We start from the raw sequence: 18070 nt of genomic DNA, 5'->3' as shown, positions 1-18070 counted from the left end.
AAGAGGCCGAGCACGTTTTAAATGAGAGAACCATACAGACTCACTGATCTGGCTCTTTAGCGAAATCAAACGATCGAAAACGAACTGGAAGTGGAAACATACATCGGCGAATCGGCGTTGCTTTGCCTATGATCTACGTTAGGTCATTCGCGTCCGTGCAACGCGTGGTCGAACGTCCTGGATATCGGCCTCGAACCGTCAAGGGACAAGGAGTCGTTCACATGAAAGCTCCGCGACGTTTGGAGCGGATCGAGTTGATGGCGCCGGTATCGGGCGTGATGGTGCAACTCGAATCCGTGCCCGATCCGGTCTTTGCGCAGAAGATGGCCGGCGACGGCGTCTCCATCGATCCCACTTCCGACGAACTGCTCGCGCCGCTTTCCGGCACGGTCACGCAGTTGCATCGCGCAACGCATGCAGCGACGATCACCGGCGCAAGCGGCCTGCAGGTGCTGATCCACATCGGTCTCGATACGGTCATGCTGCGCGGCGAAGGCTTCACGCCGCTCGTCAAGGAAGGCGATACCGTCACGACAGGCCAGCCGCTGATCCGCTTCGATCCGGTCATCGTCGGTGCAAGGGCCGTCAGCCTGCTCACCGAGATGGTCATCGCCAATGGCGAACTCGTCACGCGCTACATGCCCGCGACCGGCCTCGTCACGGCGGGCAAGGACGTCGCACTGTCGGTCGAATTCGTCGGCGGCAAAAGTGCCGATGCCAACGGCAGCGCGGCCGATGTAACCGTGTCCGACGAAGTCACGCTGCCGAATCCGCAAGGGCTGCACGCGCGCCCCGCCGCCGTGTTCGCCGCCGAAGCCAAGAAGTACAAATCCGATATCCGCGTCTTGCGCGGCGACGATAGCGCCAACGCGAAATCCCTCGTTGCGCTGATGGCGCTGGCGACGACGTTCGGCGACAAGCTGCGCATCGAGGCGGCCGGTCCCGATGCCGGCGAAGCGGCCGCCGCGCTCGCACGACTGCTCGCATCGGGTTCGGGCGAGAAGCCGGGCGATGCGCCTGCGCCCGCCGCTTCCGTCGCTTCCGCAGCGGACGCAATCGCCCCGAAGCGCGCCGCGCCCGCGGATGCGAACGAATTCATCGGCGTCTCGGCGTCGCCGGGGCTCGCGGTCGGCAAGATCCTGCAGTTTCGCCGCGAGGTCATCGACGTGGCCGAGGCCGGGGAATCGCCACAACGCGAGCGCGCCCGGCTCGACGCCGCGCATCACGAAGCGCGTCAGCAAATCGAGGCGTTGAAGGCGAAACTGACCGATCCGTCGAAAGCGCAGATTCTCGACGCGCATCTCGAACTGCTCGACGACCCCGATCTCAACGACGCATCCATTGCCGGCATCAGCGAGGGCAAGAGCGCGGGCTTCGCGTGGCGCGCCGCCTTCGAAACGCACGCGAGCAATCTGGAGCGTCTCGACAACGCACTCCTGCGCGAACGCGCGAGCGATATCCGCGATGTCGGCCGGCGCGTGCTCGCGTTGCTCGTGGGCGTGAAAGAGGCGCATATCGACGTGCCCGAGGAATCCATTCTGATTGCCGAAGAACTGTCGCCTTCCGATACCGCCTCGCTGGATCGCGCCAAGGTGCTCGGCTTCTGCACGACGACGGGCGGCGCGACGAGTCACGTCGCGATTCTCGCGCGCTCGCTCGGCATTCCGGCGATTTGCGGCATCGACGAAGCCGCGCTGCAATTGCCCGATGGCGCGCTCGTCGTGCTCGACGGCTCGAACGGCACGCTGCGGCGCAACCCCGGCGCGGACGATCTCGCGAAGGCACGCGAGCGCATCGCTCGGCAGACGAAAAAGCGCGAGGAAGAAAAGATCGCCGCGAGCAAACAGGCGCTCACCGCCGACGGACATCGCGTCGAAGTGGTGGCGAACATCCGCAATGCAAAGGAAGCGCGCGATGCGGTCGCGGCGGGCGCCGAAGGCGTCGGCCTCTTGCGCTCGGAGTTTCTCTTCGATAACCGCGACACCGCGCCATCCGAAGACGAACAGGCCGCCGAATATTGCGCGGTCGCCGAAGCGCTCGGCCGCGAAAGGCCGCTCGTCGTGCGCACGCTCGATGTCGGCGGCGACAAGCCGCTGTCCTACCTGCCGCTGCCGAAAGAAGATAACCCGTTCCTCGGACTGCGCGGCGTGCGCGTGAGCCTCGATCGTCCCGACTTCTTCCGCGTGCAGTTGCGCGCGATTCTGCGGGCGGCGCCCATCGGCAATCTGCACGTCATGTTCCCGATGGTCGCGTCCATCGAGGAAGTGCGCGCGGCAAGACGGATGCTTCAGGAAGAAGCGGGCGATCGAATCGGCAGCGTGAAGATTGGCGTGATGATCGAGGTGCCGTCCGCCGCGCTCATCGCCGAACCGCTCGCGCGCGAAGTCGATTTCTTCTCGATCGGCACCAACGATCTGACGCAGTACGCGCTCGCGATGGATCGCGGGCATCCGAAGCTCGCCAAGCAGGCCGATGCGCTTCATCCGGCGGTCCTTCGGCTCATCGGCATGACGGTCGATGGCGCGCACCGGCACGGCAAGTGGGTAGGCGTGTGCGGCGGCATTGCATCGGATGCGATGGCGGTGCCGGTGCTCGTGGGCTTAGGCGTCGATGAACTGTCGGTCAGCGTCCCTGCCGTCGGTTCGATCAAGGCGCAGCTCGCGCGTTTCACGATGGACGAAGCCCGCGCGCTCGCGTCGAAAGTCATCGCGCTCGGCACGGCCGCCGAAGTGCGCGCGCTGCTCGCGCCGTACGCGGAGTGATCGGAGAACGACATGTTCAAGAACGCATTCGGCGTGGTACAGAAGGTCGGCAAATCGCTGATGCTGCCGGTCGCGGTGCTGCCCGTCGCGGGCCTGCTGCTCGGCCTCGGCGCGACCGATTTCCATGGCTACGTGCCCGCTATCGTGCTCGCGCTGATGAAGAACGCGGGCGACGTGATCTTCGGCAACCTGCCGCTCATCTTCGCGATCGGCGTTGCGCTCGGCTTCACCGAAAACGATGGCGTATCGGGCATTGCCGCGACCATCGGCTATCTCGTGATGACGGCGACGCTCGGCGTGATCGCGAAGGTGGAAGGCGTCGAGCCGGACATGATCATGGGCATTCCGTCGATTCAGACCGGCGTGTTCGGCGGCATCCTCGCGGGCGGCCTCGCGGCGTGGATGTTCAACCGCTATTACAAGATCACGCTGCCGCCCTATCTCGGCTTTTTCGCGGGCAAGCGCTTCGTGCCGATCGTGACGGCCATCGGATCCATCGTGCTCGGCGCGATCCTTTCCGTCGTGTGGCCGCCTATCGGAAGTGCGATCAAGGCGTTTTCGCAATGGGCCGCCGTATCCGATCCGCGCACGGCGGCGACCGTGTACGGCTTCGTCGAACGTCTTCTGATTCCGTTCGGCCTCCATCACATCTGGAACGTGCCGTTCTTCTTCGAGGCGGGCAGCTTCCTCGATCCGACGACCGGCAAGGTCGTGCACGGCGACATCAACCGATTCTTCGCGGGCGATCCCACCGCCGGCATTCTCGCGGGCGCGTTCATGTTCAAGATGTTCGGCCTGCCCGCCGCCGCGATCGCGATCTGGCATTGCGCGAAGCCCGAAAAGAAGAACGCGGTCGGCGGCATGATGGTGTCGGCGGCACTGACTTCCTTCCTCACCGGCATCACCGAGCCGATCGAGTTCGCGTTCCTGTTCGTCGCGCCGGTGCTGTATTTCATTCATGCGTGTCTCGCGGCATCGGCGCAATTCGTCGCCAATACGCTGAACATGCACATGGGCTTCACGTTCTCGCAGGGCGGGATCGACTTTCTGATGTTCAACCTGATCGGCAACAAGGCGACGCACGCGTGGTACGTGTTCATCCTCGGGCCGATCTATGCGGCGATCTACTACTGCGTGTTCCGCTTCGTCATTACGCGCTTCAATCTCAAGACGCCGGGCCGCGAAGACGATACCGTGGACACCGCTCCGGTCAGCACCAGCGCTGAAGGCGGAAGGTCGCGCGATCTCGTGCTGGCCTTCGGCGGACGGTCGAACATCAAGAGTCTCGATGCGTGCATCACGCGATTGCGCATCACGGTGAACGATCCGGCGCTCGTCAACGATGCGCGGCTGAAAGCGCTCGGCGCGGCGGGCGTCGTGCGCGTGGGCAACGGCGTGCAGGCGATATTCGGGCCGCTTTCGGAGAACATGAAGACCGACATGCAGGAGTATCTGAAGACCGCGGGCAGCGACGCGGACCTGCCGGCGGCGGGCGTGACCGCCGCTGCAGCGCCTGACGCGGCGTCCGCGGCTGTCGTGGCGACCGCGCAGGACACGGCGCAATACAAGGCGCGCGCCGAGAAGATTCGCGCGGCGCTGGGCGGCGCGAGCAACATCGTGAAGCTCGAACCGCTGGCGACCACGCGCTTGCGCGTCGCACTCGGCGATGCGTCGCGGCTCGATGACAACGCGCTCAAGGCAGCGGGCGTGCCGGCGACGCAGGCGCTTTCCAGCGGTGAAGTCGATCTGCTCGTGGGACTCGAAGCGCCGGATCTGGCGCGCTCGATGCAAGCGGCTTAACTGGAAGCGGTTCGCGTCCGGCAGGCGCTTGACGGCCCGCTTGCCATCAGCCGTTCGCTCGCAATTCACGCACGCCGCGACCGAGTTTTCGGCGAAGCAGATTCCTCAATGTCGAGGCATCGGCATAGCCGACGCGCTCGGCCACGGTGTCGAGATCGCATCCATCCTGAACGAGCTGGCACGCACGCTGAACGCGCAGGTCCTGGAAGAACGCCAGCGGCGACTTGCCCAGCACGAATTCCGTCCGGCGCTGCAACGTGCGCGTGTGAACGTGGAGCGCATTCGCCGCATCCTGTAGCGAGAAACCGTTCGAGAGATTGTCGCGTGCCCATCGTTCGAAACGTTCGACCAGCGGATCGGCATGCGCCAGATAGTCCGGAATAATGTATTGCGCCTGCGACGTGCGGTTGTCGATCAGCAGAAAACGCGCGACCAGCGTGGCCAGCTCCGGGCTCACCTGCCGCACGAACCAGAGCGCGAGATCGAGATGCCCCATCGCCGCGCCCGCCGTGACGATGCCGTTCGAACTCACGACCATGCGTGAATCGTCCAGCCGGACCGTCGGATAACGCTCGCGAAACAGCGGTGCGAGTGACCACGTGGTCGTCGCGTCTTCGCCGTCCAGCAGTCCGCTGTCGGCGAGCAGGAACGTGCCGATGCACGCCGCCGCGATACCGATCCCTTCTTCCCGCCACGCGCGTAGCCGCTTCTTCGCCTCGCCGACATCGCGCCGCCCGAGCGCGGCGAGCAGCGCGTCGCGTGTCTTCGCATTGAGCGCCGGCACCACGATCCAGTCCGGCTTGCCGACGCCGCGCGCGGGCGCAGCCGCGATCCGCAAACTCATGGCCGTGCGAATCTGCCGCGTGAAGCCCACGACTTCGACATCGAACGGCGCGCGAGCCGCGCCGCCCGCCAGCGCGAGTTCGTTGGCGGTCGAAAAGGTGTCGAGCAGCGTCGTGAGGCCGGTGTCGAACACGCCATCCAGCACAAGTATGCCGATCTTCATGTCACAAATGAACCGAATATTGTCATTTGTGACTATAGCTCCGATGCCGCGCGATGCCTAGAATCGCTTCATCGCGCCGGACTCACGGGGAGCCCGCGCAGTCGCCTGACGGCGTCCTCACGAGAGAAGAGCCATGAAGAGAATCGATGCAGACAGACTCGACAATCCCGCGTGGGAAGCACTCACCACGAAGCAAGCGCGCATCGCCGAGGGCGACGGCCTTGCGCGCCGTTTCCATCCGTCGATAGCGCCTTTCGCCGGAGTGGAACGCCTGACTGAAGAGGCGCTGGAACGGCTCGCCAAGCTGCTCGCGCCGGGCGAATCCGTACTGCTTCAGACGCTGACCGACGTGCCTTCCACGGCAACTGCGGCGGGACTGCGCGCGGAAAAAATCTTCGATGTTCTGCAGATGACCGACGAGCGCGCCATCGAACCCGGCGACACGAGCGATGTACATCGTCTGAGCGCGGCGGACGCGGAAGATATGGTCGCGCTGGCCGTCAGGACCAATCCGGGGCCCTTCGCGCGACGCACGATCGAGACGGGCCAGTACATCGGCGTACGCGACAAAGGACGGCTCATCGCGATGGCCGGAGAACGCATGCGGCCGGAAGGCTTCGTCGAAATCAGCGCGGTCTGTGTGGACGATGACTTTCGCGGCAAGGGCATCGCGGCCCGTCTGATGAACATCCTGCGCGCCGACATCCGCGAGCGCGGAGATGTGCCGTTCCTCCACGTTCGCGCCGATAACGCGACGGCCATCGGGCTTTATCGCCGGCTCGGCTTCGAAGAGCGGCGGACCTTCGCGCTGTATCGAATGACGCGAGTCTGAGACCGCTTCGGGTTATCGAAAGGCCTCGCGCGGATTCATGTTGAGAGCGGGGCGTCGCGAGTGACGTCGCGATGAAGGCCGCACGCTTTCTTGAGCGCCGTGCCGAAGAAGAGCCAGAGCGCAAGCGATCCCGTCGATACGGCGCCCAGCACGAGAAACGCGCTCGCGTAACCGAAATGCTGAGCGAGCACGCCGCCCAGCGCAGGACTCAGCGCCGCGCCGATTCCTTGCACGGTCATCACGACGCCCTGCCCGACATTCACCCGTCCCGTGCCCTGGAGCAGCCGCACCACCAGCGCGGGCACCGCGACGCTCTGCAACCCCGCGCCGATGCCGTCGAGCGCCTGAACCGGCCACACGCCCCACGCGGTGATGAACATCGCGGCAACCAGTCCACGAACCGGCAGCGCGAGGAACGTGATCAGGATCACGCCCCAGTAGCCGATTCGCTGAATCAGGCGGTTCGCAAAGCATGCCGCGACGACCATCACGAGCTGCGCGACCACGATGGTCTGCGCGGTGAAGGCATTCGGATCGCCCTGATGCGCGGCGACGACCGCGAGGCCATAGAGCGGCAGCATCGCCGCATTGCCGAGATGGAACATTGCGAGCGACGCGGCCAGCAGCAGCAATGGCCGGCACGTCAACAAGACGCGAAAGCCGCTCGCATGCTCATGCCCGGCGTCCGGCTCGCCCGATGTCGAAGTCGCGATACCGCGCGCGCTGTCGTGATCGATGGCGTCGCGCCGGATGAGCAGCGTCGAAATTACCGTCAGGATGCCGAATAGTCCGGCCAGCACGAACACCGCGCCGAAACCGTATCGCCATCCGAGCCAGCCCGAGAGCGCCGCGGCCACCACGTTGCCCGCGTGATTCGCCACCTGATTGCGGCCGAATTGCCGGTCGAAGCCCTTTTCACGCACGATACCCAGCGTCACGCCGGCCACGGCCGGACCGAGCGCGGCCCCCGTCACGCCAGTGAAGATCTGCGACGCCGCCACCATCCAGTAACTGTGCGACACCCATAGCACGAGCGACGCGAGCGTCGTCATGATTCCCGCGATCACGATGATGCCGCGCTTGTGATGCGTGGCATCGACTAGCGCGCCCGCCGGAGAAGTCGCGAGCATGCCCGCGATTCCGCCGAGCGTCATGACCGTGCCGATCGCGTCGGGATGCCAGCCGTGCGCCTGAAGGAAGACGCCGAGGAACGGCCCGATGCCCGCCTGCACATCGGCCATGAAGAAGTTCAGTCCTTCCAGTGCGTAGCGGGGGTTCATGGCTGTCCGATGGTGCTCGTTCAGGGCATCGACGCGTTGCGCTCGTAGAGCGTCATCACGTTGCCCGGCGAGCAGAATGTAGTCGCCTGAAGCGCGGTGCCGTATCGATTGCGCGTGCCATAGCCCTGCGCCGATATTGTCGCGCCCGATACGCTTCTGCACCTCGCGCATGGCCTCGCTCCCGCGAGGAGTTTCGGTTCGGAAGACGCTGAGAGGATCATGAGCGAACGGAGGTGTCAGCCTCTGATGCAAAACCTTTGCCAAGGGCACGCGCACTGAAGCGCGGACCGGCGAACGCGTCAGCCTAGCTTGGACAGCGAGAAAGTCTCCAGCCCGAGCTTCGCAGCCAGTTCATCGGGCGACCGCACGATCTGCGCTTCGGAAGGAAAAAGCGCGGCGGCTTCATCATCGACGGGCCAGCCGATCACCCCCATGTTCGCGGCGATGGCACCGCCCGCGCCGGTCGGACTGTCTTCGACCGCAACGACCTCGTCCGGCGCGAGACGCAGGAGCCACGCTGCGCGCTCGTACGGCTCCGGACTCGGCTTGCCGTGACGCACGTCGTTGACGCTGACCGAGATGAGTGAAGGCTCTTCGATGCCCAGCGCGCGCAGATTCGCTTCGAGCAACATGCGCGACGCGTTGGATACGATCGCCTGCGTGATGCCCGCCGCCTTCGCCGCGCGATACACCTCGAGCGCGCCGGGACGCGGCACGAGCCTGGGCGCGCCGTTCAGATACGCGCGCGCACGAAACGCCGACCATTCGCTGAAATCGACGGCCAGCCCGAATCGATCGCGCACGAGCGCATGCACTTCGCGCCCGGTCTTGCCGAAGACGAGCGGATGCATTTCATCGCCGGCTTGCACGCCGTGATGCGCGAGCGCCTCGACGAGCGTGGCCAGATGCAGCGACTCGCTCTCGATGAGCGTGCCGTCCATGTCCCACAGAATTGCCTTGATCAAAGCGTGATTGTCCTTGTCGTGCGTGCGCTCGGTACGCGTGGGCGTGGAGCGCGTCGTAGAACTGCTGCGCGCGTGCGTGAAGGCCCTCGCAAGACGCACGAAAAAGCACTTGCGCCTACGCCGCGAGGACATCGCAGCGTATCACGTTGCATTTGGGGTTGGCAGGGACGGGTATCGGCGTGCGATGGAAAGGAAGGATCGGCCTGGGCGGACATCGAGGCCGGTTGCGTTCAGCGTCAGGAGCGGAGCAGCTTGTCGACCGTCGCGGTCGCAAAAGAAAATCGATGCGATGTGTCATCTCGGCGCACCCGCCGACCCGCCTTCACGAACGGTGACGAACCGTCTGATTCCCAGAGCGGTCCGCTACCTGGCTGGTCGGCGAACGCGAGCGCCACATCTGCGAGCTTAGCCCACCTTCGGATTCACGACCGACACCTTCGGGCCATTGCTGTCCCACTGAGCGAAATACCAGTTCTTCTTCCACACCGGGTTCGTGCTGGTGATCGCGCCCGTCACGACGCAGCCATTCAGCTGAAGACCCTGGACGTCGAATGAATCGGTGGTGCAGTTGTCGGTATGGTTCGTGATCTGGATGTCGACGTTCTTCGGGACCGGTCCGGGGAACGCGCCGAGGTAGACCAGGATGCCGCCGCCGGCGCAACCCTGAGTCGTCGGGCTGACGATCTTGATGGCCTGGAGCACGGCGTTGTTGTCGTTCGGCTCGATGTCGAGACCGCACGCCGGCGCAGTGCCCGCAATGTTTTCCCAGAGCGGATTCGTGAACGTGATCCCGCTGCCGGACGTGATCGTCGCGCCTTGACGACGGCAGCCGTTCGCGTGGTGGCCGCTGATCGACACGTTCGAGCTCGGCTTGTTCGAGCCGCTCTGGCTATTGCCGATGTAGACGCCGTCGCCCCAGCAGTTGATCGTCGTCGGGTTCGAGATCGTGACGCCGGTGGCGCCGTTGATCGAGATGCCCATGCCCCACTCGCCCGAGCCGGCGGAGTTCAGTTCCTTGCTGCCGTCGAGGTACGGTGCTTCGATGTTCACGTTGCTCACGTCCCACACGCGCAGCATCTGATACGAGCCGGTGTTGTGCGGCAACAGCTTGATCGACGCGCCCGGCGCGAAGCGGATATGCGTGTTCGAGCGCAGCGTGAGCCCGGTCGCGTCGATGCGGCTCTTGCCCGTGATGAGAAGAATCTGGCCGACCGAGCCGTCGATGGCAGCCTGAAGCGCCGCGCGATCGTTGGTCGTGCCATCGCCCTTCACGCCGAACGACTTGTCTTGCAGCACGCCGCTCGTGCTGGTGTTGCTGGTGCCTTGCGAGCCGCTTGCCGCAGTGCCGCGCGGGTCCGCAGTGCCGAGACTCTGCCACGGCGAGGTGCCGCTCTTGAACCAGTTGCCGGCCGAGTTCTTGCCATAGACCGCGCCGTTGAAATACAGGAGCGTCGTGTACGCGAGGGGGGAACCCGTTCCCACCGCCGAGCCGTTGCGCGTCGCGTGGCCGCCGACGAGCGTCCAGATGGCGCCCGAGCTATCCGTGATCGACGCCGCCGGCGGAATAACCGTTCCGCTCGATGAGGCGGCTTTTGCCACGGCAGCCGTGCTGGCCGCGTCGCTGCCCACTTCGCTGCCGCCGCCGCAGGCGGCCAAGGCGGCGCTTCCCGCGCCAGCCATCATGTATGACAAGAAGTTTCTACGCGTCAGAGGTGCGTTGATTTTGTTAGTGACGCTAAACAGGGAATTTTTGTCCTGCGTTTTGGTAAGAGGATTCGAAGACACAGAAAATTATTCACGTTTGCTGAAGGAGGCCGAAGTATAGGGTCCTAAAACGACCGCAAACGTTTCTGGATGTAACACAATGAAAATAGAAGAGGCGGCCTTTTTCTCATACCGTAAGTAGAAAAAGCGCCCGCAATCGTTTGCTTTTTCGCAAAGATTGAACTTATTATTTTGAGATATAACCCTATGTCGGTAACTGTTTTATCAGTTTTAATGGATATCGGGTTCCGACGCCGTACATATTGCCGGATTAAACTCGAACGGTCGTAGCAATTTCTATGGAATGCCAAACGACTCGATCAAACCGGATAGGCGCCTCCGTTTCTTCAGACAACATTCGCCAGCAGACATGTCTACCGCCTCACGGCATGCTCGGAGCAATAGTTTCTCTGCGCGTTTACCCGGCGGTGCAGATGAAACAGCTAGAAATCAGCGAACGAGTTGCGCGATTAATTCATCGCGATGACTGCGCGGGTTGCCGTTGCACAACGCCGCGCCAGAGCATCCACGAGCGGGGCTCGATCTTTGCGGAAGTCGGCTGGCTGAAGACCGGCGTGAATAAGCACGCGCTCTCGACGTGATGCGCACCGGTTGAATGGACTGGGCGGCGGTTTGATCGCCGTGACGAATGGCCGAAGGTGGCCGCTACAATCTCTCGACGAGTTCCCATCAACAGCATCGAATGCGAGACATGCTGACTTCCTTCTTCCGAAGCGGCGACGCCATCCGCAGCCGACGCATCAGCGACATCGTTCTATCCGGCACGCTCGACGTGCCCGCGCCTTCTGCGGCCGTGCTTGCGGACTGGCAAACAGAAACGGCGACGCGGCTCGCCCTCGAACCCGGGGACGTCGAGGCCATGCACCTGCCGCGCACGCAAGTGCGCTGGCCGGACTACAAGCGCTGCATGCAGGCTGTGTCCGACTGGCTACGCGCCTTGGGACTGTCCGCGGCGCTCGAAGATAGCCACATGGCGCTGATGGCCTGTCGTGGCGCGAGATATCACCATGACGGCGAGCAATACGGCGGCGCGGCCTTTTGCAATCTCTTCCTCAGCGAAGACAAGGGTCTCGACTTGCTCTTTCCCTCAACGGGTCAACGCATTGCTCTCAAGCGGGGAACAGCCCTGGTCTTCGATCCCGTTCAGCCCCACGGAGTCGTTCTTCGCGGCAGGGACAATTTTTCTGCGGCCGACTTCGCCCCGGACCAGGACTTCACTCAAATCTTCCTGACGTGGGAATTGCCCATCGAAGACACGGGCATCTCGAACGCGCTGAAGATCGTTTTCGATATCGACCGGTCGACGTCGCTGCAAATCGATGACGAACAGGTCTGTTTGAACGGCTCACGAGCATCGGTGTGCCCGGAATCGGGTCGCTGGCTTCGCGTTGACTAGCGATCGGCATCAGTCGACGGCCGTTTCTGAAAAAACCGCGTTGACGCCCTCTTGAAATCATCCTATAACCATCCACATGGATGGTACGAGGAGGATATCGACAGATGGCAAAAGAAGTGGCGGATCGCTCACGAGGCAGCGAAACCGAGAAAATCACGATCAATCTCGGTCCAATCGACCTGGGCCAGATCGACCTGCTCGTCGAAGAGGGCTTTTATTCGAACCGCACGGATTTGATCCGGACGGCGATTCGCAATCAGTTGTCGATTCATGCTCCGGCCGTCAAGGACACCGTGACGCGGCGTGAATTCGTCCTGGGCCTTCAGCATTTTTCGAAGCAAGACCTCGAGGCGGCGTGCGCGGCCAATCAGCGCCTGAAGATTCAGGTGCTGGGATTGGCGAGCATTGCCACGGACGTCTCACCCGAACTCGCGCTGGCAGCGATCGACTCGATTCTCGTTCGAGGCGCGCTCCATGCATCACCGGCGGTCAAGGCCGCGTTGGCGGATCGAATCCGCTAACGCGCCTGACTCCTTTCCCGCTACCGGAAGACACATGAAACTCAACGAAGGATTTCTCGACTCGATGAAAGAGGCATTCGCCCTCTTTCGCAACAACGATCCCGCTGCGGCCGCGGAAATCGTCAAGCGCGCCATGCGTGGCGAACCGAATGACGTGAGCACAGCGCATGCAACTCCGCATGACGACACGACCACCACGCGCTTCGCCGATCTCTTGCAACCCCGGCGTCCCGTTCATACGACGCAAACGGAAGCGGACGTGCAGGATCGCGGACACTTCAGCACGCGACGCTACGCGAACGCCGCTGGTCAGCGCGATTACAAGGTCTACGTTCCCGCTCAATACCGCAGTGAACCGCTGCCTCTGATCGTCATGCTGCACGGCTGCACGCAAGACGCCGACGATTTCGCAGCCGGCACGCGAATGAACGCGCTCGCCGAGACGCACGGCTTCATCGTCGTTTATCCGATCCAGCCGCAAGGCGCGAACACATCGAAGTGCTGGAACTGGTTCAAACCCGCCGATCAGCGGCGCGATCAGGGCGAGCCGTCGTTGATCGCGGGCATCACGCGGGAGGTCATGGCGAATCACAACGTCGATCCGAAACGCGTCTTCGTGGCGGGTCTTTCGGCCGGCGGTGCGATGGCGGCGATCGTGGCCCAGAGTTACCCCGATCTCTACGCGGCAGCGGGGATTCATTCGGGCCTGCCCGTCGGCTGCGCGCACGACCTGCCGTCCGCGCTGGCGGCCATGCGCGGCGGCAAGGTGAAATCCAGAGGGCAGAAGGCTGGCCGAGCGGACACGCACAACGCGCGGGCGTCGCAATGCCCGCTCATCGTTTTTCACGGCGATGCCGATGCGACCGTGCACCCCGCCAATGCCGACGAACTGTTGCGCGAGTTTTCCGCGAGTGAAGCGACACCCGTTCGCGCGTCGAGCAGTGATGGCCGCGCGAGAAAACATACGGTCCGGCACATGAGGTCGCAGGCCGGTGTCGATGCCGAACTATGGATCATCCACGGCGCGCCTCATGCGTGGGCAGGAGGCTCATCGAGCGGAAGCTATACCGATCCTTCCGGCCCCGATGCCAGTGCCGAGATGGTGCGATTCTTTCGCGAACATGCGCGTCGATAGGTCGGTAGAACCGGTCATCTGCGATCCACACGCCGTCGGCAAGCAGCCCGGCGCATCGATCGATAATTAAGCGTGAACCGGCAGCGCGTGCCAGCCCGACCACGCCATATAAAACCCGACGCAAAGAATGAGCGCAGATGAGACATAGGGCGCGCGACGAGCCAGATCGGAGAATCCCGACCAGCGCTTTTCGACATGCCGCAAGCTGAGCGCCGCGAGCACGCCCGCCGATACCATCGTCACGGCAAGTCCGATGCTGAAGCACATCACAAGCAGGAAGCCGAGCGAGAGTTGCTTGAGTTGAATGCACAGAAGCAGAACCGTGATCGCAGCCGGACAAGGAATGAGGCCGCCCGTCAAACCAAACAACATGATTTGCGCGGTCGTCACGGTCCGGCCTTGAAAGCGTCGGCGGATATCGTCGGCATGCGCGCGCGCGTGCGCGTCGTCTTCGTCGCCAAGATTCATGTGGCTGTGATCGTGATGATGCTCGCTGAATGCGACGTCATAGTCGTGCGAGTGATCTCGATGCCGAATCGAAACGCGCGCCGTGAATTCATGCGGCTCAGGAATCTCTTCGACCGACTCCAGATAGTCGCCTTTGTGTGCCAAAAGGAAATGCTGCTGCGTGCCGTCCGGGCGAATCGTGCGAATGCTGATCGACTGATCTTGAGGCGCACGCGCCGCATGCTCGAAGCGGACACGGAAGCGCGGCGGCACGTTGTCTTCGAAAACTTCCAGCGCGATCACGCCATGTCCCGTATTTATCCGGCGCACTTCATCGTCATGATCATGATGATGATGCGTATGCTCGGCCCTTCGCTCGCGCCAAGTCCGCCACAGCATCCATAGCGCGATGACAAGAATCAGCGCAGCCGATGCCAGTTGAAGATACGGCTCCGTCGCCTCGCTGCTCCAGTTGCGGCCGAAATATTGCCCGCCTAACGCGATGATCCACACGACGGCCGTATGCGAGACCGTTGCGCACAATCCGAGAAGAACCGCTTGCAGAACCGTTCCGCGAATGGCGATGATGAACGCGGCCATCATCGTCTTCGAATGACCCGGTTCAAGGCCATGCAGCGCGCCCAGCATGATGGCGCTCGGAATAAACAGCCAGAAGTGCGTTGCACCCTGCTGCAACATATCGGTAATCGAAATCACGGTGAATCGCCTGTTACTTGATGTAGGTGCGCAAGACGTCGATGAGCTCGGCCGCGCCGCGTGCCTGACTCGAGTTGTCATTGGCGGGATCGACGATGTGATGGCGAATATGGTCTTCCATCACTTCCGCGGTCAGGCCGTTCACCGCCCCGCGCATCGATGCGACGAGCATGAGCACTTCCGCGCAACCGACTTCGTTTTCGAGCGCGCGCTCCAATGCTTCGGCTTGTCCTTTGATGCGGCGGATGCGCGCCATGAGACGCGCTTTGTCCTTTGCTGTGTGCATGACGAGGTGACATATAAGGTAGGGGGGTATACTAACATGCCGAACTCAACCGCATGACAACGATGCAAAGCGAACAGCGAACAAGCGTTCTTCGTCAGATACCAAGAAGCGTCTGGGTGCTCGGATGCGTGAGCCTGCTCATGGACGTATCGTCGGAGATCATCCATAGCCTTCTTCCGATGTTCATGTTCGCGAGCCTCGGCGCAAGCGCCACGACAATCGGCTTCATCGAAGGCATCGCGGAGGCCACCGCGCCCGTCGTCAAGGTGTTTTCCGGCGCGCTGAGCGATTACCTTCGCAATCGCAAATGGCTCGCCGTCGCCGGCTACGCGCTCGGGGCATTGAGCAAGCCGCTGTTCGCAATGGCGCCGACGATCGGCGTCGTCGTGACCGCGCGCGTCATCGATCGCATCGGGAAAGGCATCCGGGGCGCGCCACGCGATGCGCTCGTGGCCGACGTCACGCCGCCTCACCTGCGCGGCGCCGCATACGGATTGCGCCAGTCTCTCGACACCGTCGGCGCATTCCTCGGGCCGCTGCTCGCCGTCGGCATCATGCTCGCCGGGTCCGACAACTATCGCCTCGCATTCTGGATCGCTGTGTTACCGGGCTTGCTCGCGGTCGCGCTGCTCGCTATCGGCATCGAGGAGCCCAATCACGCGCACGATACCGAAGGCACGAAGCGCGCGAATCCGATTCGCTGGCGCGGGCTCATCGAACTCGGCAGCGGCTACTGGTGGATTGTCGCCATCGGTGCGGTGTTCTCGCTTGCGCGCTTCAGCGAGGCGTTTCTCGTTCTCCGCGCGATGCAAAGCGGCGTGCCCACGGCGCTCGTTCCACTCGTCATGGTCGCGATGAATGTCGTGTACGCGCTCTGCGCTTACCCGTTCGGTAAGCTCGCGGACAGAGTCAGCCATACGCGGCTGCTAATCGGCGGCCTTGCCGTTCTCATCGCCGCCGATTTGGCGCTCGCGCACGGGACGCATTGGGGCCTGGTCGTCGTGGGCGTCGCGCTTTGGGGCATGCACATGGGCATGACGCAAGGCCTGCTCGCAACCATGGTCGCGCAGGCTGCGCCGGCTGATGCCCGCGGAACGGCGTTCGGTTTCTTCAACCTGTTCAGCGGGGGCGTTACGTTGTTGTCCAGCATTCTCGCTGGAGCGATCTGGGATCGCGTCAATCCCGCAGCGACGTTCTATGTCGGTGCAGGGTTTTGCGTCGCGACGATCTTGCTACTTGCTTCGGTTCGCCAACGCAGCCATACCCAGCCTTAAGAGAAGCTTATAAAAATTGCGAGGGCGCACAGTATTTCCGTACAGGTCTCTCAAGAAGAGTCATTCTTACTGATCGACTGCGGCCGATTCGAGAATTTCATCGTCGATCAGGGTAAATAAATTGTCTTGCGGACCGTTAATGGCCTGTATTGCGCGCGCCGATACCACTGCGGCCAGCTATTGAACAATTAGCACTAACGCCTATGAGCGATCCGAATGCGTTGCGCGCGGGCGTAGGCTCACCAGCCAAGAGAAGAGGAAAGTAAGTGAAGTTTGCAAACATGAAAGTCGGCGCTCGCATCGGAGCCGGCTTTGGCTTCGTATTGGTACTACTGGCCCTGGTCGCCGGATCCGAACTCATTCGCCTGAACAGCATCGGCAACGACACCAGGCAGGTGATCGAACTCGACTGGACCAAGGCGGAAGCCGCGCATAAGATCGATACCGCGACGCGGTCCAACGCAAAGGACACCTTACAATTGCTCGTAGACACCGATGCGACCTCAGTACAGCGCATCCGCGACCGCCTCAAGCGTAATCACGAAGAGATAGCTGCCGCCGAGGCGACGCTCGAAGGTCTCGTCGAATCGCCGGACGGAAAAACTCTTCTTGCAAGCTACAAGCAGCGGCATGCGGCCTACATCGAATCACGCAACAAGGTCCTGCAACTGCTGGATCAAGACAGCAAGGACGATGCGATAAGACTCATGCTCACGCAAACGCTGCCTGCCGCGGCGGACACCGAGCAGGTCGTAGGCCAGATCGCCGCGTTGCAGCAAAAGCGCGCCGATGAGAGCGCCGCGAAAGTCATGAAAGAAATCGACTCCGCGCGAATCGTGACGATTGCCTCGGCACTCGCCGCGATGCTCGCGGGAATCGGCTTCGCATTCTGGTTGACGCGCTCGATCACACGCCCGATCGGCGACGCCGTGATGGCGGCTCAAGCGGTGGCTCGGGGCGACCTCACTCGCCGCATCCATGTCACGTCGACTGACGAGACCGGTCAACTGCTGCAAGCGTTGCACGACATGAACCATAGCCTCGTCTCCGTTGTCGGTCAGGTGCGCACCGGCGCGGACACCATCGGCACCGCAACGACGCAGATCGCCGCGGGCAATCAGGACTTGTCCTCCCGTACGGAGGAGCAGGCTGCGTCGCTGGAAGAGACCGCGTCGAGCATCGAGCAATTGACCGCAGCCGTAAGACTGAACGCGGAGAGCGCGCAGCAGGCCAACGTACTGGCCGGCAACGCTTCGGACGTTGCACGAAAAGGCAGCGCTGTCGTCGGGCAAGTGGTCGAAACAATGACGGACATCAGCGCAAGCTCGACGAAGATCGCGGAGATCACCGCCATCATCGAGGGCATTGCATTCCAGACCAACATCCTCGCTTTGAACGCGGCGGTGGAGGCCGCGCGCGCGGGTGAACAGGGTCGTGGATTCGCTGTCGTCGCGAGCGAAGTGAGAAGTCTCGCGCAACGCTCGTCGAGCGCGGCAAAGGAAATCAAGGAACTGATCAATGCGTCGGTAGACAAGATTCACAACGGCTCGAGGCTCGCGAGCGAAGCCGGTGAAACGATGACCGATATCACCCGGGCCGTGGCGCGCGTGACGGAAATCATGGGCGAGATCGCCGCCGCATCGACCGAACAAAGCCGGGGCATCGAGCAGGTCAATCAGGCGATCACGCAAATGGACGAAGTCACGCAGCAGAACGCCGCACTTGTGGAAGAGGCGGCGGCAGCAGCCACGTCGCTCGAAGAACAAGGACGGCAATTGAGCCAGGCGGTGTCATTCTTCGATATCGCTAACGCGCGCGGAGCGTGAGTTATTCATCCGGACACCGAACTATATCGCGTTGTGCG

General features: G+C 62.8%; 15 protein-coding genes. 9 read left to right on the top strand and 6 right to left on the bottom strand.

What is annotated here, in order from left to right:
- Window positions 1-221 precede the first annotated feature (221 nt).
- Window positions 222-2762: a phosphoenolpyruvate--protein phosphotransferase gene (ptsP, locus tag AWB72_RS22660; RefSeq protein WP_087128724.1), complete on the top strand. Its 2541-nt coding sequence runs from the start codon at window positions 222-224 to the stop codon at window positions 2760-2762.
- Window positions 2763-2774: 12 nt separating this feature from the next.
- Complete coding sequence (gene ptsG, locus AWB72_RS22655) at window positions 2775-4562, top strand: PTS glucose transporter subunit IIBC (protein ID WP_087128722.1); 1788 nt, start codon at window positions 2775-2777, stop codon at window positions 4560-4562.
- A 46-nt stretch (window positions 4563-4608) separates the two neighbouring features.
- On the opposite strand, the gene AWB72_RS22650 is transcribed toward ptsG, so the two are convergent.
- Complete coding sequence (locus AWB72_RS22650) at window positions 4609-5568, bottom strand: GlxA family transcriptional regulator (RefSeq protein ID WP_040053611.1); 960 nt, start codon at window positions 5566-5568, stop codon at window positions 4609-4611.
- 133 nt (window positions 5569-5701) lie between these two features.
- On the opposite strand from AWB72_RS22650, the gene AWB72_RS22645 reads away from it, so the two are divergent.
- Window positions 5702-6400, top strand: coding sequence for a GNAT family N-acetyltransferase (locus AWB72_RS22645; RefSeq protein ID WP_040053610.1), 699 nt, complete (start codon window positions 5702-5704; stop codon window positions 6398-6400).
- A gap of 35 nt (window positions 6401-6435) precedes the next feature.
- On the opposite strand, the gene AWB72_RS22640 is transcribed toward AWB72_RS22645, so the two are convergent.
- The 3 genes from AWB72_RS22640 to AWB72_RS22625 form a co-directional block, all read right to left on the bottom strand.
- Window positions 6436-7680 carry an MFS transporter gene (locus AWB72_RS22640; RefSeq protein WP_040053609.1) on the bottom strand — a complete coding sequence of 415 codons (1245 nt, stop codon included), beginning with the start codon at window positions 7678-7680 and terminating at the stop codon, window positions 6436-6438.
- 299 nt (window positions 7681-7979) lie between these two features.
- Window positions 7980-8645: an HAD family hydrolase gene (locus tag AWB72_RS22630; protein ID WP_052450188.1), complete on the bottom strand. Its 666-nt coding sequence runs from the start codon at window positions 8643-8645 to the stop codon at window positions 7980-7982.
- 405 nt (window positions 8646-9050) lie between these two features.
- Window positions 9051-10328 (bottom strand): right-handed parallel beta-helix repeat-containing protein, encoded by a 1278-nt coding sequence (locus AWB72_RS22625; RefSeq protein WP_084593147.1) that lies wholly within the window; start codon window positions 10326-10328, stop codon window positions 9051-9053.
- Between the two features lie 515 nt (window positions 10329-10843).
- Between AWB72_RS22625 and AWB72_RS28965 the strand changes: the two genes are divergently transcribed.
- From AWB72_RS28965 to AWB72_RS22605, 4 genes are all read left to right on the top strand, one after another.
- Entirely contained in the window at window positions 10844-11011 is a 168-nt protein-coding gene (locus tag AWB72_RS28965; protein ID WP_159459396.1) for a hypothetical protein, read from the top strand.
- A 110-nt stretch (window positions 11012-11121) separates the two neighbouring features.
- Window positions 11122-11826: a hypothetical protein gene (locus AWB72_RS22615; protein ID WP_087128750.1), complete on the top strand. Its 705-nt coding sequence runs from the start codon at window positions 11122-11124 to the stop codon at window positions 11824-11826.
- A gap of 104 nt (window positions 11827-11930) precedes the next feature.
- Complete coding sequence (locus tag AWB72_RS22610) at window positions 11931-12347, top strand: ribbon-helix-helix domain-containing protein (protein WP_040053606.1); 417 nt, start codon at window positions 11931-11933, stop codon at window positions 12345-12347.
- 34 nt (window positions 12348-12381) lie between these two features.
- Window positions 12382-13482 carry an extracellular catalytic domain type 1 short-chain-length polyhydroxyalkanoate depolymerase gene (locus AWB72_RS22605; RefSeq protein ID WP_040053605.1) on the top strand — a complete coding sequence of 367 codons (1101 nt, stop codon included), beginning with the start codon at window positions 12382-12384 and terminating at the stop codon, window positions 13480-13482.
- Between the two features lie 66 nt (window positions 13483-13548).
- On the opposite strand, the gene AWB72_RS22600 is transcribed toward AWB72_RS22605, so the two are convergent.
- A complete protein-coding gene (locus AWB72_RS22600) occupies window positions 13549-14646 on the bottom strand; it encodes a nickel/cobalt efflux transporter (protein ID WP_084593146.1) in 1098 nt (365 codons plus the stop codon).
- Between the two features lie 13 nt (window positions 14647-14659).
- Window positions 14660-14932, bottom strand: a complete 273-nt coding sequence (locus tag AWB72_RS22595; RefSeq protein WP_040053604.1) for a metal/formaldehyde-sensitive transcriptional repressor — start codon at window positions 14930-14932, stop codon at window positions 14660-14662.
- Window positions 14933-14994: 62 nt separating this feature from the next.
- Between AWB72_RS22595 and AWB72_RS22590 the strand changes: the two genes are divergently transcribed.
- Both AWB72_RS22590 and AWB72_RS29700 read left to right on the top strand, forming a co-directional pair.
- Window positions 14995-16206: an MFS transporter gene (locus AWB72_RS22590; protein WP_040053603.1), complete on the top strand. Its 1212-nt coding sequence runs from the start codon at window positions 14995-14997 to the stop codon at window positions 16204-16206.
- 281 nt (window positions 16207-16487) lie between these two features.
- Window positions 16488-18032, top strand: coding sequence for a methyl-accepting chemotaxis protein (locus AWB72_RS29700; protein WP_159459395.1), 1545 nt, complete (start codon window positions 16488-16490; stop codon window positions 18030-18032).
- Window positions 18033-18070 lie beyond the last annotated feature (38 nt).

Origin of the sequence: Caballeronia concitans, from assembly GCF_001544615.1 — a bacterium.
In the GTDB taxonomy this organism is placed as follows: Bacteria; Pseudomonadota; Gammaproteobacteria; order Burkholderiales; family Burkholderiaceae; genus Caballeronia; species Caballeronia concitans.
The sequence above is the reverse complement of the archived record's forward strand: the minus strand, read 5'-3'. Positions and strand labels throughout refer to the sequence as shown.

Coding starts and splice junctions, on each gene's coding strand:
- AWB72_RS22595 (WP_040053604.1), bottom strand. CDS start 14,932: ATGCACACAGCAAAGGACAAAGCGCGTCTCATGGCGCGCATCCGCCGC.
- AWB72_RS22625 (WP_084593147.1), bottom strand. CDS start 10,328: ATGATGGCTGGCGCGGGAAGCGCCGCCTTGGCCGCCTGCGGCGGCGGC.
- AWB72_RS22645 (WP_040053610.1), top strand. CDS start 5,702: ATGAAGAGAATCGATGCAGACAGACTCGACAATCCCGCGTGGGAAGCA.
- AWB72_RS22610 (WP_040053606.1), top strand. CDS start 11,931: ATGGCAAAAGAAGTGGCGGATCGCTCACGAGGCAGCGAAACCGAGAAA.
- AWB72_RS28965 (WP_159459396.1), top strand. CDS start 10,844: ATGAAACAGCTAGAAATCAGCGAACGAGTTGCGCGATTAATTCATCGC.
- AWB72_RS22640 (WP_040053609.1), bottom strand. CDS start 7,680: ATGAACCCCCGCTACGCACTGGAAGGACTGAACTTCTTCATGGCCGAT.
- AWB72_RS22605 (WP_040053605.1), top strand. CDS start 12,382: ATGAAACTCAACGAAGGATTTCTCGACTCGATGAAAGAGGCATTCGCC.
- AWB72_RS22650 (WP_040053611.1), bottom strand. CDS start 5,568: ATGAAGATCGGCATACTTGTGCTGGATGGCGTGTTCGACACCGGCCTC.
- AWB72_RS22615 (WP_087128750.1), top strand. CDS start 11,122: ATGCTGACTTCCTTCTTCCGAAGCGGCGACGCCATCCGCAGCCGACGC.
- AWB72_RS22590 (WP_040053603.1), top strand. CDS start 14,995: ATGCAAAGCGAACAGCGAACAAGCGTTCTTCGTCAGATACCAAGAAGC.
- ptsP (WP_087128724.1), top strand. CDS start 222: ATGAAAGCTCCGCGACGTTTGGAGCGGATCGAGTTGATGGCGCCGGTA.
- ptsG (WP_087128722.1), top strand. CDS start 2,775: ATGTTCAAGAACGCATTCGGCGTGGTACAGAAGGTCGGCAAATCGCTG.
- AWB72_RS29700 (WP_159459395.1), top strand. CDS start 16,488: ATGAAAGTCGGCGCTCGCATCGGAGCCGGCTTTGGCTTCGTATTGGTA.